General features: G+C 37.2%; 19 protein-coding genes. 11 read left to right on the top strand and 8 right to left on the bottom strand.

The window, feature by feature from the left end; translation table 11 throughout:
* Position 1 precedes the first annotated feature (1 nt).
* Positions 2 to 1,063: a PAS domain-containing protein gene (locus tag EHQ52_RS10190; RefSeq protein ID WP_244244833.1), complete on the bottom strand. Its 1,062-nt coding sequence runs from the start codon at positions 1,061 to 1,063 to the stop codon at positions 2 to 4.
* A gap of 306 nt (positions 1,064 to 1,369) precedes the next feature.
* Here EHQ52_RS10190 and EHQ52_RS10185 point away from each other — a divergent pair, with 306 nt between their 5' ends.
* Complete coding sequence (locus tag EHQ52_RS10185; protein WP_208653472.1) at positions 1,370 to 1,999, top strand: glutathione S-transferase family protein; 630 nt, start codon at positions 1,370 to 1,372, stop codon at positions 1,997 to 1,999.
* Here the strand turns inward: EHQ52_RS10185 and EHQ52_RS10180 are convergent.
* Positions 1,996 to 2,754, bottom strand: coding sequence for an MBOAT family O-acyltransferase (locus EHQ52_RS10180; protein ID WP_135615076.1), 759 nt, complete (start codon positions 2,752 to 2,754; stop codon positions 1,996 to 1,998). The two genes, EHQ52_RS10185 and EHQ52_RS10180, sit on opposite strands and share 4 nt — an antisense overlap.
* Before the next feature lie 637 nt (positions 2,755 to 3,391).
* On the opposite strand from EHQ52_RS10180, the gene EHQ52_RS10175 reads away from it, so the two are divergent.
* From EHQ52_RS10175 to EHQ52_RS10140, 8 genes are all read left to right on the top strand, one after another.
* The gene (locus EHQ52_RS10175) at positions 3,392 to 4,468 is read left to right on the top strand and encodes a PA0069 family radical SAM protein (protein WP_135615075.1); all 1,077 of its coding nucleotides are present in this window, start codon (positions 3,392 to 3,394) and stop codon (positions 4,466 to 4,468) included.
* A 347-nt stretch (positions 4,469 to 4,815) separates the two neighbouring features.
* Positions 4,816 to 5,682 carry an alpha/beta hydrolase gene (locus tag EHQ52_RS10170; RefSeq protein WP_135615074.1) on the top strand — a complete coding sequence of 289 codons (867 nt, stop codon included), beginning with the start codon at positions 4,816 to 4,818 and terminating at the stop codon, positions 5,680 to 5,682.
* 169 nt (positions 5,683 to 5,851) lie between these two features.
* Entirely contained in the window at positions 5,852 to 7,198 is a 1,347-nt protein-coding gene (locus EHQ52_RS10165) for a hypothetical protein (RefSeq protein WP_135615073.1), read from the top strand.
* Positions 7,199 to 7,230: 32 nt separating this feature from the next.
* The gene (locus EHQ52_RS10160; protein ID WP_135615072.1) at positions 7,231 to 8,010 is read left to right on the top strand and encodes an aminoglycoside 6-adenylyltransferase; all 780 of its coding nucleotides are present in this window, start codon (positions 7,231 to 7,233) and stop codon (positions 8,008 to 8,010) included.
* Between the two features lie 109 nt (positions 8,011 to 8,119).
* A complete protein-coding gene (locus EHQ52_RS10155; RefSeq protein WP_135615071.1) occupies positions 8,120 to 9,817 on the top strand; it encodes a GmrSD restriction endonuclease domain-containing protein in 1,698 nt (565 codons plus the stop codon).
* 148 nt (positions 9,818 to 9,965) lie between these two features.
* Positions 9,966 to 11,333, top strand: coding sequence for an ApeA N-terminal domain 1-containing protein (locus EHQ52_RS10150; RefSeq protein ID WP_135615070.1), 1,368 nt, complete (start codon positions 9,966 to 9,968; stop codon positions 11,331 to 11,333).
* A 75-nt stretch (positions 11,334 to 11,408) separates the two neighbouring features.
* Positions 11,409 to 12,317 carry an ADP-ribosylglycohydrolase family protein gene (locus EHQ52_RS10145; protein WP_135615069.1) on the top strand — a complete coding sequence of 303 codons (909 nt, stop codon included), beginning with the start codon at positions 11,409 to 11,411 and terminating at the stop codon, positions 12,315 to 12,317.
* A 162-nt stretch (positions 12,318 to 12,479) separates the two neighbouring features.
* Positions 12,480 to 12,881, top strand: a complete 402-nt coding sequence (locus tag EHQ52_RS10140; RefSeq protein ID WP_135615068.1) for a hypothetical protein — start codon at positions 12,480 to 12,482, stop codon at positions 12,879 to 12,881.
* Positions 12,882 to 12,951: 70 nt separating this feature from the next.
* Here the strand turns inward: EHQ52_RS10140 and EHQ52_RS10135 are convergent, their stop codons facing one another.
* The 3 genes from EHQ52_RS10135 to EHQ52_RS10125 are packed head-to-tail and all read right to left on the bottom strand — an operon-like array spanning position 12,952 to position 14,160.
* Positions 12,952 to 13,368, bottom strand: coding sequence for a GFA family protein (locus EHQ52_RS10135; RefSeq protein WP_135615067.1), 417 nt, complete (start codon positions 13,366 to 13,368; stop codon positions 12,952 to 12,954).
* Complete coding sequence (locus tag EHQ52_RS10130) at positions 13,365 to 13,844, bottom strand: SRPBCC family protein (protein ID WP_135615066.1); 480 nt, start codon at positions 13,842 to 13,844, stop codon at positions 13,365 to 13,367. Before EHQ52_RS10130 ends, EHQ52_RS10135 begins: the two co-directional genes overlap by 4 nt.
* On the bottom strand, positions 13,837 to 14,160 hold the full coding sequence (locus EHQ52_RS10125; RefSeq protein ID WP_135615065.1) for an ArsR/SmtB family transcription factor: 324 nt from the start codon (positions 14,158 to 14,160) through the stop codon (positions 13,837 to 13,839). Before EHQ52_RS10125 ends, EHQ52_RS10130 begins: the two co-directional genes overlap by 8 nt.
* A 148-nt stretch (positions 14,161 to 14,308) precedes the next feature.
* Here EHQ52_RS10125 and EHQ52_RS10120 point away from each other — a divergent pair, with 148 nt between their 5' ends.
* Together EHQ52_RS10120 and EHQ52_RS10115 are read left to right on the top strand one after the other, a co-directional pair.
* The gene (locus EHQ52_RS10120; RefSeq protein WP_135615064.1) at positions 14,309 to 14,749 is read left to right on the top strand and encodes a VOC family protein; all 441 of its coding nucleotides are present in this window, start codon (positions 14,309 to 14,311) and stop codon (positions 14,747 to 14,749) included.
* Positions 14,750 to 14,800: 51 nt separating this feature from the next.
* Positions 14,801 to 15,157: a DUF2200 domain-containing protein gene (locus EHQ52_RS10115; RefSeq protein ID WP_135615063.1), complete on the top strand. Its 357-nt coding sequence runs from the start codon at positions 14,801 to 14,803 to the stop codon at positions 15,155 to 15,157.
* 79 nt (positions 15,158 to 15,236) lie between these two features.
* Here EHQ52_RS10115 and EHQ52_RS10110 read toward each other — a convergent pair whose 3' ends face one another.
* The 3 genes from EHQ52_RS10110 to EHQ52_RS10100 all read right to left on the bottom strand — a co-directional run bounded on the left by EHQ52_RS10110 (position 15,237) and on the right by EHQ52_RS10100 (position 16,899).
* Entirely contained in the window at positions 15,237 to 15,749 is a 513-nt protein-coding gene (locus EHQ52_RS10110; protein WP_135615062.1) for an SRPBCC domain-containing protein, read from the bottom strand.
* 1 nt (position 15,750) lies between these two features.
* Positions 15,751 to 16,089 (bottom strand): ArsR/SmtB family transcription factor, encoded by a 339-nt coding sequence (locus EHQ52_RS10105; protein WP_135615707.1) that lies wholly within the window; start codon positions 16,087 to 16,089, stop codon positions 15,751 to 15,753.
* Between the two features lie 240 nt (positions 16,090 to 16,329).
* Positions 16,330 to 16,899, bottom strand: a complete 570-nt coding sequence (locus EHQ52_RS10100) for a dihydrofolate reductase family protein (protein WP_135615061.1) — start codon at positions 16,897 to 16,899, stop codon at positions 16,330 to 16,332.
* Positions 16,900 to 16,903: the final 4 nt, after the last annotated feature.

The raw sequence follows: 16,903 nt of genomic DNA, 5'->3' as shown, positions 1-16,903 counted from the left end.
CTCACTCACCGAGTAAACGGAAGAGGTAAATTGTAAGTCTCTGAAGCTTGTCGCGTTCTGGACCTGGGATCTCTTTTTCTAGATCGATAGTCTTTCTATAAATCGATTTAAGATGGTTTTTCATAGTCCCAGGATGGATACCTAGGTCTTCGCTGATCCGACTCTTATCCTTGCCGGAAGCAATTCCCGCACAGATCTCTGTTTCTTTTTTAGTGAGTTTTGTTTTATCTCTTAAAATTCCGATCAGAGCTTCTCTATCCATACCTTCATATTTTCTGAAAGTATCAGATGGAGATTTTGCAAAATCTAAATTATTCTTTGCTTCTCCAGACTCAGAAAGCTCAGGATTCGCAAGAATAGTGCTTAAGAAGCTGGAAACTTCTCCATTACGATCTTTGATAGGAAGAACATTTTGTTTCCAATCTTTTACGAAACTATTTTTGAGATTCGAATTAGAGATAGAAACTGAACCTTGCAGAACTGATTCCCAAAACTCATCATAAAAAGTTTTAGATGCTCCCGCTCCGGACTGGAATGCTTTTGGAGTTTTTCCTATAAGTTCATTCTCTTTTAAGCCGGAAATTTTTTCGAACTGTTTATTCACCGCAAGGATAACACCTTCTTTATCGGTTAAGAACATTCCGTTTTGAGATTGTTGGAATGCTTTGTACAAAGCTTCCTTCTTTCCTGCTTCTGATTCTTTATCTTCCGTGAATACGAATAGATAAGATTTCTCCGGCATTAGATAAGCATGTTGTTTTGTTTGTAGGAAACTTCCGTCCTTCTTCATTAGATGAAGTCCTCTTCCTTCAAACTCTCCCGATTTGCTTACATTAGGTAGTATAACTGTTTCGAAATATTTTTGATCCGTCTCTGAAAGAAGATCAGTAATACTCATACTCTTAGCAGATTCAACAGAAGCAATGCTAAGCATCTTCCTTCCATTCTCGTTAATATGAAGGATCCTTCCGCTCGAATCACAAATTAACAAAATATCGGGCATACTTTCTTGTGTTTGAATAATTTCTTTAACGTTTTCCAAGCTTAGATCCATCCGATTCATTTTGTATCTAAGAAACCGCTCGATTCTTTTCGAAAAGATTTCTCTCTTATTAATAACTTAAGACATGGATTTTTAAAAAAATCCTACAAACCATTCCTAGAATACTAAGAAGAAGTCTCACTGTTAAATGAATACATCCAACCTTCACTGGATTATGTGCACTTGATCATCTAAATTCTCGAAGCTAATTGTAGCAAAAGAAAGGCAAACTAATTGAAAGCTTCTGTATCAATCTCTACAAAAACTTACTAACTCGAAAGGATTACTTTCTTGCAGAATCATCCCGCCTTGAGAGATCTTAAAGTTATGAGCGATCTGAAACTTGTAATCGGAAATAAAAACATCTCTTCCTGGTCTTTCCGCCCATGGATCCTACTCACTCAATTCGGGATCCCTTTCGAAGAGATCTCCTTAAAACTATTCACACCTGAATATGCAGCCATAATCGATAAGTATTCCCCTTCTAAAAAGGTCCCTGTCTTAAATGATGGAGACCTAAGAGTTTGGGACAGTCTTAGTATCGCGGAATATTTGGCAGAAAAATATGCGGAGAAGGCACTCTGGCCCAAGGATCAAATCGTGAGAGCCAAGGCAAGATCCATAACTGCAGAAATGCATTCAGGATTCACAGGCCTAAGATCTAATCTAAGCATGAATTTTCATGGCAGAAAGTCCGACTTCTCCGTACCGGAAGACGCAAAGAAGGATATCGATCGGATCCAAAACCTTTGGGAAGAATGTTTGAGCTCCTACGGGGGACCGTTCTTGTTCGGCCAAAACTTCTCCATAGCTGATGCGTTCTACGCTCCAGTGGTTTCTAGATTTATAACGTACGGAGTAAAACTTGGGCCTAAAGCAAGCGAGTATGTGCAAACCATCTCTAATTTACCTTCTTACAAATCCTGGGGAGAAGGAGCCAAATTAGAAGTATCTTAAAGAAAGACCTTTCTATACCTCTTCTCCAAAAACTGAGACAGAAGAACAATTCCAAAAATGATAAAAATATGGATTATAGATCCGGACTCGAATATGTCGGGGCCGGACTCTCGTATTTTATAAAAGTAACTTTCTATCCTTCTCCAATCATTAAAACGAACTACCATCCATAAAAACACCCAAATATGAAAACTTATTAAAATGCGAATTGGTTTCGAAAATTTTGTATTAAAATTATGAAATGGAAACTTATATTCTAAGACAAGAGCTACAAACAACACACCGCCAAAAATCAAATTCACCCAAGAAATTCTTAACCAAAGAAAATAGAAGGAACAGAAAATTCCGAGTATCAGAGCGACTGGCATCTTAGAATAACGAATTAAAGAATAAAATCTCTCTTTCAAAAAAATACCTAACGTCCGATTCCATCTCAATAAATAGGCAAATACTGAATCTGCCAAAAATGGAGCCCTAAAGTTCATGGGTAAATCGTATCCGAAAAGTTTTGCAGAACCTCTGGCTATATCAGCATAACTTGAAAAATCTAAATAGATCACAAATGTATTTAGATAAAATCCCAATATCAGGTCTGAACTAGATTTTGCCTCGGATGGTCTAAAGAACACCATATCGGCATATTGCCCAGCAGGATCTGCCAATAAAATTTTCTTTAAGAATCCGTATAAAATCCAAAATAGTCCCTTCCGCATGCAGGAATAAAAAATACTCAGAGTAGGCTGAAATTCCTGCATAAATTTTCTCCACCTAGGTATTGGGCCGGCATTGGAAATGGGGAAAAAGGATCCGAAAAGGAAAAAGTCTAGCATAGAAACCTTTTCGATTTTTTCATTCTTATACAGATCAAAATGAAACTGAATGAAAGCGATCGAATAAAAACTGATCCCAAGAGTTCTATAATATGAAAACGAATCCTTTAAATCGAAAAGTTGAAATATTAATAAATAAAAATCGCGAAAATTAAATAGGAGAACTCCAAGATTAAATAATACTGCAACCCAAGTCCCAAATTGTTTCTTCTTTCTAGTGAATAGAAGGTAGATAGAATAATTTCCGAAAAGAGACACACATAACAAAAAAGGAAATCTATGATCAGTTATGTAATCTTGGCCCCAAAAATAGATTCCTCCGACTAATAACCAACACTTTCTTAAATTCGAATTCTTAAATAAGGATAATATCCAATATACTGCGATGATTATTGTCAAAAACTTCAGGTAAGCTATCGTTACGAATAACATTGCGAAAGAGAATTTTCTTAGAGTGTAATTGATCAATCCTAAAAGAGTTCAGTCATTTTGTAGGACCTCCAACAAAACGCAAACACAATTTTGCTTGTTTTTTGTTTAGTATTTCTTAGAATTCAAACATATGAATTCTAAGAAAAGAGGAACTGAAGAACTTCCTCCAAGTAGATTTGACAAAACCAAAAGAGAAATTTGGCGAGAAGATCGATATGATCTAGGAGAGGAATCCTCTCCTTCTACCCAATTCTTTTGGGAAGATTCCAAATCAGTTCTCACTCGAAATAAATCACCTGACATTCCATTCGATGCGAGTATCAATCCTTATAGAGGTTGTGAGCATGGATGTATTTATTGTTTCGCAAGACCAAATCATTCTTATGTGGATCTCTCACCAGGTCTTGACTTCGAAACAAAAATATTCGTGAAGAAGGAGCCAGCCAAACTTTTAGCGGAAGAATTAAGAAAGAAGAAGCAGGCACTTGCACCAATCACAATAGGCACTGCAACAGATCCATACCAACCGGGAGAAAGGATCTATAAAAATACAAGATCACTATTAGAAGTAATGTTGGAATTCAAACAGCCAATAGCAATCATCACTAAGTCTTCTCTAATACAAAGAGATATAGATATTCTTTCCGAAATGGGAAAATTAGGAATTTTGAAAGTATTTCTTTCTATCACCACTTTGGATAAGGAACTTTGGTCCAAATTAGAACCACGCGCCCCTGCTCCCGTAAGAAGAATGGAAACTCTTCGAAAACTTACAGATGTTGGAATTCCAACAGGGGTATTATTCGCTCCAGTAATTCCATTTATAAACGATTTCGAAATGGAACATCTATTGGAACAGGCATCTTTATCAGGAGCAGAAGCAGCAGGAATGGTATTTATAAGACTTCCATTCGAAGTAGCATCTTTATTTGAAGACTGGCTTACCAGATATTTCCCGCTCAAAAAAGAAAAAGTCCTAAAAGTCATCTCAGAAGCAAGAGGTGGAAAATTATACGAAGCCAACTGGGGAGAAAGAATGAGAGGAGCAGGGAATTATGCTGAACTTCTCCAAAAAAGATTTTCGATCTGTATCAAAAGGTTCGGGCTTACAAAAAGAAGAGAATTGAGAACCGATTTATTTGCGGTTCCTACTAAATATCTGATCCGAAAAAAGAAGGATGAGGATTTACTGCCTGGTTTATTCTAAATTAAGGTGTCTCCCTAAATTTATATGCGATATTTGTTGGAATTCCGACGTTTAAAACTCTATGTGTCCCGTGAACTCTGGGCGAAACTTGCAAGCGTCTTTAATTCACGCTAAGGCGCTAAGAAAAGAAGATTCTTCCGGATATTAAACCAAAAGTTCTTTTCATCTTTGCGGCTTCGTGTGAGAAAAAATAGAGAGGTTTTTTAAATAAACGGAGAACATAGAACTACTAAAGCGGCAGTGATCGCAGCGGGAATCATTACGCTTGTTCAAAATAGAACGAAGAAAGAAGCGGATTGGATAGAAATTTCCTTCCCCATTTTTCAGACAGATCGGATATTTACCGAATGAATTGGGAACAAAACTACCATCTGGAAGACGGAACCTTTGTAGGAGCCGGCGACGTATCCATCTATTATAGAGCTTATCGCGCAAAAGACGCAAACAATCCTAGAACCTTAGTGGTCCATCACGGGATAGGAGAACACGGAAAAAGATACGACAATTTACTCGAAGCTCTTTCCGGAAAAGGATATAATGTTTATCTAATAGATGCCCGCGGCCACGGAAAATCAGGCGGAAGCAAAGGAGTAGTCACTCATTTTAACCAATTTTTAGCGGACCTTGACAGACTGATCAGCATCGCAAAACAAAAAGAAGGAGTGAAACAAGTCACTCTAATGGGACACTCCATGGGAGCATTGATCTCATTGTTCTACGCAGGAGAACCTTCCCACCAAGCAAGTTTAGACAGACTTGTTCTGAGTGGATTGCCTATCGCAGTAAAAACAGACTTAGTAATGAATATCAAAAAAGGTGCGGGAAGTTTACTCGCAGGAGCATTCCCCACGCTTACTGTTCCAACTGGATTAGATGTAAATGCATTATCCAGAGACAAGTCAGTTGTAGAGGCTTATAAAAAAGATCCTTTAGTTCACGGTTCAGTCGGAGCATATTTAGGAGATTTCCTTTTGAACTCAAAAGAAAAAGCTTTAGAGAAAGCAGCACGGATCAATTTCCCAGTTTATCTATTCCATGGAAAAGAAGATTCGATCGCACTTTCTGTCGGAACAGAAGAAGCATTTAAAGTTATTCCTTCTTCAGACAAATCCATGAAAATTTATGACGGGTTGTATCATGAGACAATGAATGAACTTCCGGCGGACAAGGCAAAGGTGTTGGGAGATTTAGTGAACTGGTTACAGACTCATTGAATGTGAGGGGAGGATTCTCCCCTTTTTTTGAATCGATGGGGTATGGGCGAATGTTCGGCCATGCATTGCTTCTTGGGTGGATATGCGAATCGACGCCAATGCTCCATTTACGTCGGATAGGCGAACGTTCACAAAACAACACGTTATGCGACATCAGATAAATTAGCGTATGGATATAAAATTTAAAGATTTCTATGAATTACTATCTAAAGCTTGGCATAGACCATCAACACTCTTAATCTCAATTGTTTTTTCGGTCCTATTATTGGGATGGTACTTTGCTGGTGTTGATGTAAAAAATATAGAACTAATTGAAATTTACCTGATTGGCTTTTCAGTTGCGATAATCATCGCAATTTGGTTTTTGACTGTCAGAATTTGGCCGGTCAGATCTGATAAGATTGGTATTTTAATGGCCTTGGCTTTAGAGAATGAAGATCAGGAAAAAATAATTGGAGAAGATTTTCTTACTACTTTTGAGAAACTATTGCGAGAAGGAGGCGAAACTGAGGATCTAGTTGTAAAGAAAATATCAAGTTGGCAAGCAAAGAAGCTTCTTACGATCAATGATGTTTCCATTATGATGAATCGCATAAATTGCGTAGTATCTATATATGGTCGCGGAAGAATTAGACCAATTGACGGTAAGGATTTCCATATATTAGAACTTAATAGTGTTATAACTCATAAGCCCATTCCAAAATTAATAAGCCAAAAACTTGCAAACGACATTTCAGGAATTTACCCAACACAGCTTGAAATTCCAATCAAAGATTTTCGGACGCTCCAAGATCTATCTATATATACCAACTTGTCTGCTCGTTACATGGTTGGAGTTACTTTATTAATAAACAAAAAAATAGTTCGAGCGCAAAGTTTTCTCGAAGATCTCTATTCAAGAATTCCACACATAAATGATGTCTATTTAAATAAATTAAGAATACTGAGCTCCAGAAGATTGCGAGAAGCTCTTTCTTTCTCTGCAATTACTTGTTATGCAGATTATAAAAAGACGAAAAAGAAGCCTCTGTTGGATACTACTGAACAATTATGCAAAAGAATCTTACAATTAGACAAGAATGATTTTACGGGAAATAATCTTACCGCAATAGTAAAGTTCCTTCGAGATAGAGACACTCAAGGAGCAAAAAGGTTAATTAAAAAATTGAAGGGATTTCCTGGGCCCACATGGAAAATGAGCATGGCCTTCCTGCTTGCTTATGAAGGTGATTTAAGAAATTCTAAAAGTTATTATTTTTCGGCTTTCTCGAGTTCTGATTCACAAGGGGTTTTCATTGAGTCTGAAGAATTTATTCAAGAGATTTATGATGAAGATGGAAAAGTTGAATTATTATTCGTTTTAGGATTTATAAATTACCATTACAAAAAGGATTACATCTTATCTATAGAATACTTTAATCAGTTTATAGAAGCTAATCCTGCTAAATTTCAAGATGAAATTAAAGAATCCAAGGGTTATATAAAGAAAATTCAATCAGACTCTGACGTCGTCTAACTATCGCCCCTGGCAGCACCCACCCAAACAATATGGAAAAAATAGATCTATTCATAAACAAAGTGAATGAGTTTGCTTCTAACAACAATGCAATCGAAGGCGTTGCAATAGCAGGTTCATTCATCTCCAAAGAAATGGATGAATACTCTGATATTGATTTTGTAATTGTCTTAAAAGATGGAATTCAATATCAGAAAAAAGAAATGGTCGATTTCGCAAAAAATTTCGGACCTCTGCTATCTGCATTTACAGGAGAACATGTTGGAGAAAGAAGACTATTAATTTGTCTATACGAGGATCCATTTCTTCATGTCGATTTTAAGTTTATTCAACTTTCAGAATTAAACGACCGAATCGAAAATCCTGTCTTTATCTATGAGAATAATAAACAGATCCCGTTGATCCTTGAATCTGCGAAGGCACAATGGCCAAATCCGGATTTCCAATGGATAGAAGATAGATTTTGGGTTTGGGTGCATTATGCCGGAACTAAATTAGGAAGAGGGGAGTATTTTGAGACAATTGATTTCTTATCATTCATAAGAAATACAGTTTTAGGTCCTCTTCTCCATCTTAAGAATAAATCCCTGCCTCGCGGAGTGAGAAAATTAGAATTCATTATTGATCCAATCGATCTCGAAAAACTGAAATCTACAGTTCCATATTATGATTTCAAATCGATTAAAGATAGTATATTAATTTCAGTTAAGTTATACCAGGAATTAAGATTAGAACTTTATAATTCTGATATTAAAAACTTATCTGAGGCTGAAAATTATGCTTTAGATTATTTAAGACATATGAGCAAATAACGTTACGTGGGAGGTAGCGGCTACACGCCGTTTCCGGGGCATGTAGGCGGATATACGTATATTCGATCGTTATGCGCTATTTTTAAAAATAAACTTAAAAGGAGAAAATATGCAAGATTACACAAGAGTTTCGATCGGAGATCTAATGGATGATATTAATCGAATTTGCTTTTTGCCCGATATTCAGAGAGATTTTGTTTGGCATCCTTCTCAAGTAACTAATTTATTCGACTCATTGATGCGCGATTATCCTATTGGAACTTTGTTGTTATGGTCGATTTCAGGAGAATTCTTAGAAGAAAATAAAATTAAACGTTTAAAATTTGTAGAACGTAGCAATGAAATAAATCAAATCGATTCTTCTTATGAACCAAATAAAGATTTCCTGCTGGTGTTAGATGGTCAACAGCGGCTTACTGCATTCTACTTAGTGTTAAAAGGAAATTATATTATTAGAAATAAACCATACGATCTCTATTTTAACATACTTTCAGGAGAAGAAGAGGTGGATGGAATCTTATATGAATTTCAATTCTTCAATCAAGATAAAGGTCCACATTTTAAAGATGATAAAAGTGATTCTATGAAAATATGGTATAAAGTGAAAGTGCTTAGTTCATTCAAGGAGATTGATGAAATAGCTGATTCTGTTCGCGATGAAATAAAAGAAAATTACGACCTCGAATTAACAAAAGAACAACGGAAATCTTTGACAAAATGTTTTAGGTTGCTTCAGTATGAAAAAATATTGCATTATTATCCAGAGAAAGAAAAAGACTATGATAAAGTTTTAGATATATTTGTTAGAATAAACTCTGGAGGAACTCCTCTTACTTATTCAGATTTATTATTCTCAACAATAAAATCTAAATGGCCTGAAGCTCGTGTTAAGTTTCAAGACTTACTCGAATCGATTAATGGTGCTACTTATGATTTTGATCAGGACTTTATACTCAAGAACATACTTGTTGGCTACGGATCCTCACTTGAGGCTATAAAATATCGAACAAAGAATTTTACTCCATCGTTGATGGCAGACTTAGTAGGAAATAATGGTTGGAATAGGTTTACGGAAGCAATTAAATTAACAAGAGATCTTCTTCACGATCACATTTTTTTAACCCATAAGAAATTGATTCCAAGTAAAAACGCAATTATTCCAATAGTCTATTGGATTTATTATAACGAAAAAACAAGTTTGCTTGGAGCATCTGGTTCTGTCGGTGAATTAGAAATTACGAAAATCAGAAAATGGATTACTCAGGCGATGTTGAGTAATGTGTTTGGCGGACAGTCAGATACAATTTTATACAAGTGTCGAACTGCCATCGGGACAAAGAAAGGTGAATTTCCTGTTGAAGCAATTCGAAGTTTAATAAACTCTGAAACTAGAAGGAATATTGATTTAACAGTAGAAAATCTTGATAACATATATTACAATGATAAATATAGTTATCTTGTTTTATCTTTAGTCTATTCGCATAGTTTAAATTTTACACCTGTTTCTGAATCGAGCATCCCACAACAAGACCATATCTTTTCAAAAGATGAGTTATCGTTAGCAGGTTTCTCGGAAGATAAAATAAATTCAATATATAATATTCGCTATGTAGGGCGTGCTACTAATCAATCTAAATCAAATAAGCCCTTTTTGGAATGGATTACTACGCAAAGTTATGAAGATAGGAAGACACACCTCATACCTGAAGGTAGCTGGAACGTATCAGAATATTTAGATTTTTTGAATCAACGAAAAGCTCTATTTGCAAAAGTTACGCAATTTGCAGAAGAAAAAAACGGCGTATAACTGTCGGTGCTTCCGCTGCGCTTATAGATCGCTAACGCGACTCTCGCTCGGGCTTTGCCACATTTGCTTCTGTCACTTCGTTTGCAGAGCAAACTCGTGCCATCGCGAAACGTCGGAACACCTTGGTCGTTAGCTGCAATTAGCAACAATGGATTTAAAACAGGAATTTGAAATAGAAGGTAACTGGTGGTTACCAAATGAGCCTAATAATAAATCTTATGGGACATTGTCGTATAGCCCTAGACAGGGTGTATTTCTTTCTCTTGTAGAAAGACTTGATGAGCCGGGAAATCCAAGAATCTCAGTATTGCTAGGCGAGAGTTTTGCTTCCCAAAAAATCACTTTGATTAATGTAATCGTAGAACGAGGAAATTTTCCTTTCAATCAAAGGGTTCTCTTATCAGCTTCTTCAGTCTTATTGAATATTCATTATCATAAAAAAGAGGACATAAAGTTTTCAAGCATATCAGTAACTATTCCCGAAATATTTCCGTGGTTTAAAAAATCTAGAATTAAATTTAACGAAAGAAACCCCTTAAAAACAATAGAACTTCAACCTGCAAATTCTTTTAACTTAGAAGTAAACGATTTCGAATTGGAAGTCGGGACTACATTTGGCAGTTCTACTTATAAACCTGTCCAAGATGAGTTTACTTTGAAACAAATTGGATATTATACATTTTCTCCTAAAAAAGGTGAATTGAATTTTGATGAATGCCTTCTAATTATCGAAAATGTAAACTTATTCTTTGCAATTGCCTGTAATTTAGATTTTGTTTCGCAGGAAATTTCTGGGCTTTCCAATGACAGGGCGGTTGAAATTGTTATTCCACCATATAAAGAAATTAAAAAGCAAGATATCTCGGATATAGATTATAATATTTTGTTTTATGTTGATAACTTTGTAGAGGATTTTAAAACGCAATTTACTAATTGGTATTTAAACTTAGAAACTTACAAATTCCTTTATGACTTGTATGCACGAATTTCTTTTAAATCTTTAAGCGGTCACATTGAGAATCAGTTTATTAACATCATTCAAGCGTTAGAAACATTTCACCGAATAAACTATGAAGGATTATATATGAATCCTCAAATTTATCAAAGTAAAGTCTATAGTAAGATTGCTGAAGAATTGTCGAAAATTCAAATTGATAGTAATCTAAGAGATAGTTTGAAGGCGAGATTAAAATACGGAAACGAAATAAGCCTAAGGAACAGACTCAAACAATTGTTGAAAGAACACTGGAATTTCAAAGTTCTATTCATACCAGATCATGACAGATTTGTTAAAACTGTCGTTGATAAAAGAAATTTTATTACTCATTTGGATCCCCAAGCAGGAAATCTGCATTATATCCAAGGATTTGAATTTGCCAAAGCTACAAAAATACTCTTTTATCTTCTAAAATACTGTTTAATGCTCTCAATGGGAGTTCGTGAAGATCGAATTCACAAGGTTATGCTTTCTCATCGGGACCGACTTTCATATGAGGAATATTTTAATCGTAGCTAAAAGCGTCTAACTGTCGGCGCCTCCGCTCGCGGATCGTTAGGCGACATTTCAAATCAATAATCAGTAGTTAAAATTTTGAAAAATCAAACAGATATAGATCGTTTTTCCGGCAGCTTATTAGGGCTAGCATGTGGAGATGCAATTGGAGCGTCCGTAGAATTTTTGCATAAGGGTTCATTTCCATTAGTAACAGATATGCTTGGTGGAGGAATTTTCAATTTAAAACCAGGACAATGGACTGATGATACTTCAATGGCTCTATGCTTGGCTAAAAGCCTGATTCACTGCAATGGATTTAATCCTGTAGATCAAATGAATAGATACTGCAACTGGATGGAATATGGTTATTTAAGTAGCACTGGCGAATGTTTCGATATTGGATCAACGACTGCTAATGCTTTAGGATCATATTTAAAAACGAAAGATCCATATTCCGGTTCTGATGACGTTAATACTGCAGGGAATGGTTCCTTAATGAGAATATGCCCAATTCCTTTATATTTTTTCCCCGACTTCGATCGAATCAGCTATTTTGCAGGAGAAAGTTCACGAACCACACATGCCGCCGATGAGTGCATTGATGCTTGCAAGCTTTTATCAGTTTATATTGGTTTAGCTATAAAGGGATTAAATAAAAATGAAATCTTTCAGCAAACAATATATTCTCCAGCGACACCGAAGATTCAATCAATTTCTAAAGGCTCATTCGCAATGAAGTCTGAACAAGATATCAATCCCTCTGGATATGTAGTGCATTCTTTAGAAACTGCCTTGTGGAGTTTTTATCATACTAGTTCATTTAAAGACGCAATTTTAATGACCGTAAATTTTGGGGGAGATGCGGACACAACAGGGGCTATCTGTGGTCAGTTGGCCGGAGCATACTATTCCAAAAGTAGTATACCGATTTCTTGGTTGGAAAAGTTAACAATGAGATCAGAAATCGAGGAAATCGCTAATCAACTGGTTTTAAAAAATAACTAAACAATTTAAAATAGCGCCTAACTATCGGTGCTTTGAAGATCGCTATGCTCGCTTCGCAAACGTCGGAACACCTTGGTCGTTATTCGCAATGCGGCTGCGAAGGACTTGACTCTTTATCATTATTCATCTAATTCTATGTAATTCATAAGGTGGAGATTTAAAATGCAGCCTGTAAAAATTCTATTGGGGGCGTTCGCCTATTTTATTTCGAGTTTTCTAATACAGGGAATTCTCGCTGCTGTAATTGCTTCAGATTATTTTAACAATATCCCAGTATTCAGGACAGAACCGATTTTTTATTTGAGTATGGGTTCTACTTTACTGAGTGGGTTTGGCTTCGCTGCCCTTTTTCCAATTACAAATTTTGCTGGTTCATGGATACTTAAAGGACTAAAATACGGACTTCTTACTGCTCTTATCATAGTTCCATTTGTTGCATTTGATTTGCCGGGTCGCTTTGCAATACCAAGTACTGAAAAATGGATTCTCATTCAGGGGTTATTAGGCACAATTCATTCATGTGTTGCAGGTGTTTTAACTAGCTTAGTTTATAGAAATCGCTGAAAGCGGTTAATCAGTATTCACTCAGTAATGCTCGCCGTACTGCGTATAACTTTCGCCTCACCGCTGCCCCTCAACCAATCGGCATCTTCTCAAACGCCTTCAACCCAGGATCAATTGCATCCCAAGCTAATCCTCGAATTTTATAAGTAAGCACATGAGGTACAAATCGACTCGGCTCATCTAAACTTCCCGCATGGACTGCGATCAGTTCGGGCATTGCTGCAAAGCGTAAATAAACAGGAGTCCCGCATGTTGGACAGAAGGAGTGGATTTTCATATTGCCACTATCACCAGCAACTTCCCAATGAGTAGCCTCACCAGTGATTGTCATCTCATGCCGCGCAGGAAAAGTTAAGTAAGAACCATGTCCTGTGCCGCTCCTAAGCTGGCAGTCCCGACACTGACAATGGTTTTGAAAGATAGGAGCATGATTGGTTGAATAGCGGATTTTGCCACAAGCACATCCGCCAGTAAATGTTTGGTTCATGAGAGACTCCCATTGGAAGCAGACTTAGGCTTCGCAAAAACATCAATACCCTTCCCTGTTTCCAACAAGGACTTAAGACTAGAAAGAACGATCGGCCAACCTTGTTGGATTCCCTTAGCCATTCCACTACCTGCTTCGAGTTCATCATGAAGAACTGTTAGCTTCACCATATCATCATAAGCTTCTATAGTAAATGTCACTCGGCTATAACTTTCAGGATCATCTGCTTGTGCAGGACTCGCCCAAGAGATAACCAATCGTGTGGGAGGTACTACCTCGACCACCTTACCTACAATATTGACTGTACGATCATTGAAGCGCACATGTTCCCAGGTTGCGCCGGGCTTCCAATCGGAAATATTTTCGTGTCCCCAGTAGAGTCGTGTGATCTCAGGCTTCATGATTGCCTCAAACACCTTCTCTGGCGTCGAGCGGATATAAGTCACGTAGACAAAGCTTGTTTTCTCTTTACTCATTATTCTCTCCTTCGAGTTCCTTCTTCAGGTCATGCAGTAGGCTAAGACGCTGGTGTTCGAATTTTCGTACCCAACGTTCATACACTTCATGCAACGGCACAGGATTGATGAAATGTAACTTCTCCCGACCGCGCCAAACCGTGCTTATCAGATTTGCTGCCTCAAGTATCCCGATATGTTGTGTAGCCGATTGACGAGTCATGTCCAGATGCTCGCAAAGTTGGCCCAAAGTTTGGCCATTCTTCTCATATAGAAGATCCAACAACTTTCTTCGTGTTGGATCTCCCAGCGCCTTGAAAACATTATCAGCGTCCATTCGTTGCGTTTGTAAGAAAATAATATGCAGGTAAAAACCTGCATGTCAACTAGAATTCCTAAAAAATTACCAACAAATAGGCCCATAAATGGATCGACCAACCAGGCAAATATGGGGCCTATACTAGCCAAATGGAGGATTAGAGAAAATGGCAGTGAAACGAATGGACAATGTTGGTATTGTTGTCGAAGATCTTGAGGCTACGATTGCTCTATTCACCGAAATTGGTTTAGAGCTCGAAGGACAAATGAGAGTCGAAGGATCCTGGGCGGACCATGTTGTAGGACTTGAAGGAATGCAAGTCGATATGGCAATGATGAAAACACCTGATGGGCATAGCAGATTAGAACTATCTAAATTTATCAGACCGAAAGCGATAAGCAGGGAACCAAAAAACGCTCCGTCCAACACTACAGGTTATCTTCGCGTGATGTTTGCAGTTACAGATATCAAAGATACTGTCGCTCGACTTGAAAAACATGGAGTTACACTCGTAGGTAAATTGGAACAGTATGAAGATACTTATCTTCTATGTTATTTGCGAACTCCCGAAGGATTCATCGTCGCACTAGCTGAAGAACTTAAATAAAGTCTTAGTAATGAAACGAGTGCCGAGTAATAAATAAGGTAATAAGATCAAATGGAAAATTCGAAAGTTTTTGCTATGTCTTTTTCAAAAGTTTATCCTTTATACATCCAAAAGGCAGAAAGAAAAGGACGAACAAAAGCAGAAGTAGATAAAATCATTTATTGGCTCACTGGATATGATTCTAAAAGTTTTCAAAAACAACTTAAGAATGAAGTGAATTTCAAAGAATTTTTTGATCAGGCGCCTCATCTCAACGATAATGTCTCACTGATCAAAGGAGTGGTCTGCGGCATTCGTGTAGAAGATATAGAAGATAAACTTATGCAGAAGATCCGTTATCTAGATAAGTTAATAGATGAATTGGCCAAAGGAAAGGCCATGGAAAAAATATTGCGAGGATCTGTTTAGAGATCCTTTTGTGCTGCATGGGCGAACATACGCCCATACAACTACCAATTAGAATATATCTTTGCTTAAACGTTTAGATTTATCCCGCAAGCTCTGCCAATAGTTTATCAAGCGATTCACATAATGGTCCCCAACCATCCATTGCTCCTCTTTCCATCTCGCGTATTTCTGCAGAAGCATATTTGATCACGTGAGTCATAAGAGTTAGATCCCCTTCCGTTGTGAAAGTACGCGACTCAACGGTTGCATCCGGATTTTCCGGGCCATCCGGATCAAACGTAGCCATGTCAGTCGCATAATTCTCATTATTTGCAAACTTCTCGGATATAATTACCTCTGTAAATTTTCCATAAATACCCATTTTAGTTCCGTTTGCATCCGCAAATACATACAGGTATTTACCACCAACCTTAAGATCGTTTTCACAAGTCACAAGTTTCCAGCCTTCAGGACCGGTAAGCCAACGAAGCACTAACTCTGGTTTAGTGAAACAATCGAATACCAATTTACGTGGTGCCGCGAAGTAACGTGTGCCAACAATTTCTGTCTCACCTCTAAGCTCTACCTTCAATTCTTTTAAATCTGCTTTCATATTATTCATCTCCTGTTGTTTGCATCGTCTTCAATTCTTCAAGTAGCCCATCAAGTGATTGATAGTTCTTCTCCCACATCTGGCGGTACTTCTCAATCCAATCAGTGGCTTTCTTGAGAGGTGCAGTCTCAAGCCTACGCGGACGTTCCTGCGCTCTGATCATGGTCGAGATAAGGCCTGCTTCCTCCAAAACTTTGAGATGCCTTGAAATTGCCGGCTGGCTCATTTTAAAGGGTTTAGCAAGCTCCATGACCGTTGAATCGCCTTTCGCGAGACGCATAAGAATCGCACGACGAGTTGGGTCAGCAAGTGCAGCAAAGGTAGAGTCGAGATTTTGCATAGCAAGTTTGTTATATAAGGATTTAGATATATAAAGAAATAATGTCAAGCCTTTTTGTAATTTTTCAAAACGAGCTTGTAACAGGCCTTTCTCGGAAGAATTCGAAATTCCTTGCCGCTTATAAAGAGTAGGATTCTGGATTTGATGGTATTTGGAGGCTGAGAGCCCGAAAGGATATGATTTGAGGGTTAAGAAGTTCTGCGGCGGAGAACCGCAGCTATCCATTTGTATCTGTTGTTATTATTTATCCACTATGTAATTTAGTTCAGTTACCCCACATGTAAATTGTCGAGTAGTCAGTAATTTCAGTTTTATTTTATCTTTGATGTCTTCAAACAGTGGTATTCCTCGCCCAAGAATAATTGGATTAACAAATAGCCAATAACCATCAATTAAATTCAGTTGGATCAGTGAATGTGTCGCTCTTGGACTACCAAAAAGCAAGATGTCTTCACCTGACTGTTGTTTTATTTCATTAATTTTGTCCGAAAGGTTATCGCTGATAATTTCTGCATTAGTCGAACTCACTCCTTTCATTGTTTTTGATATAACAACTTTGTGAACTTTTTTATACCATTTTGAGTGTTCAATGTCATGCTTGCTCGCTGTAGGCTCGTCTCCTGCAGTAGGCCAATAACCTTCCATCATCTCATAAGTTACTCTTCCATACAATGCTGTATCGCCTTTGCCTATTCTAATGCCTACATAATCAAAAATTTCTTCATCAACTTTAATCCAATCCATTTCTCCGTTTGGCCCTGCTACAAAGCCATCAAGCGATATATGCATAAATGAAATTATTTTTCTCATATAG

Origin of the sequence: Leptospira koniambonensis (genome assembly GCF_004769555.1) — a bacterium.
In the GTDB taxonomy this organism is placed as follows: Bacteria; Spirochaetota; Leptospiria; order Leptospirales; family Leptospiraceae; genus Leptospira_B; species Leptospira_B koniambonensis.
This window is presented reverse-complemented; position numbering and strand designations above follow the sequence as displayed.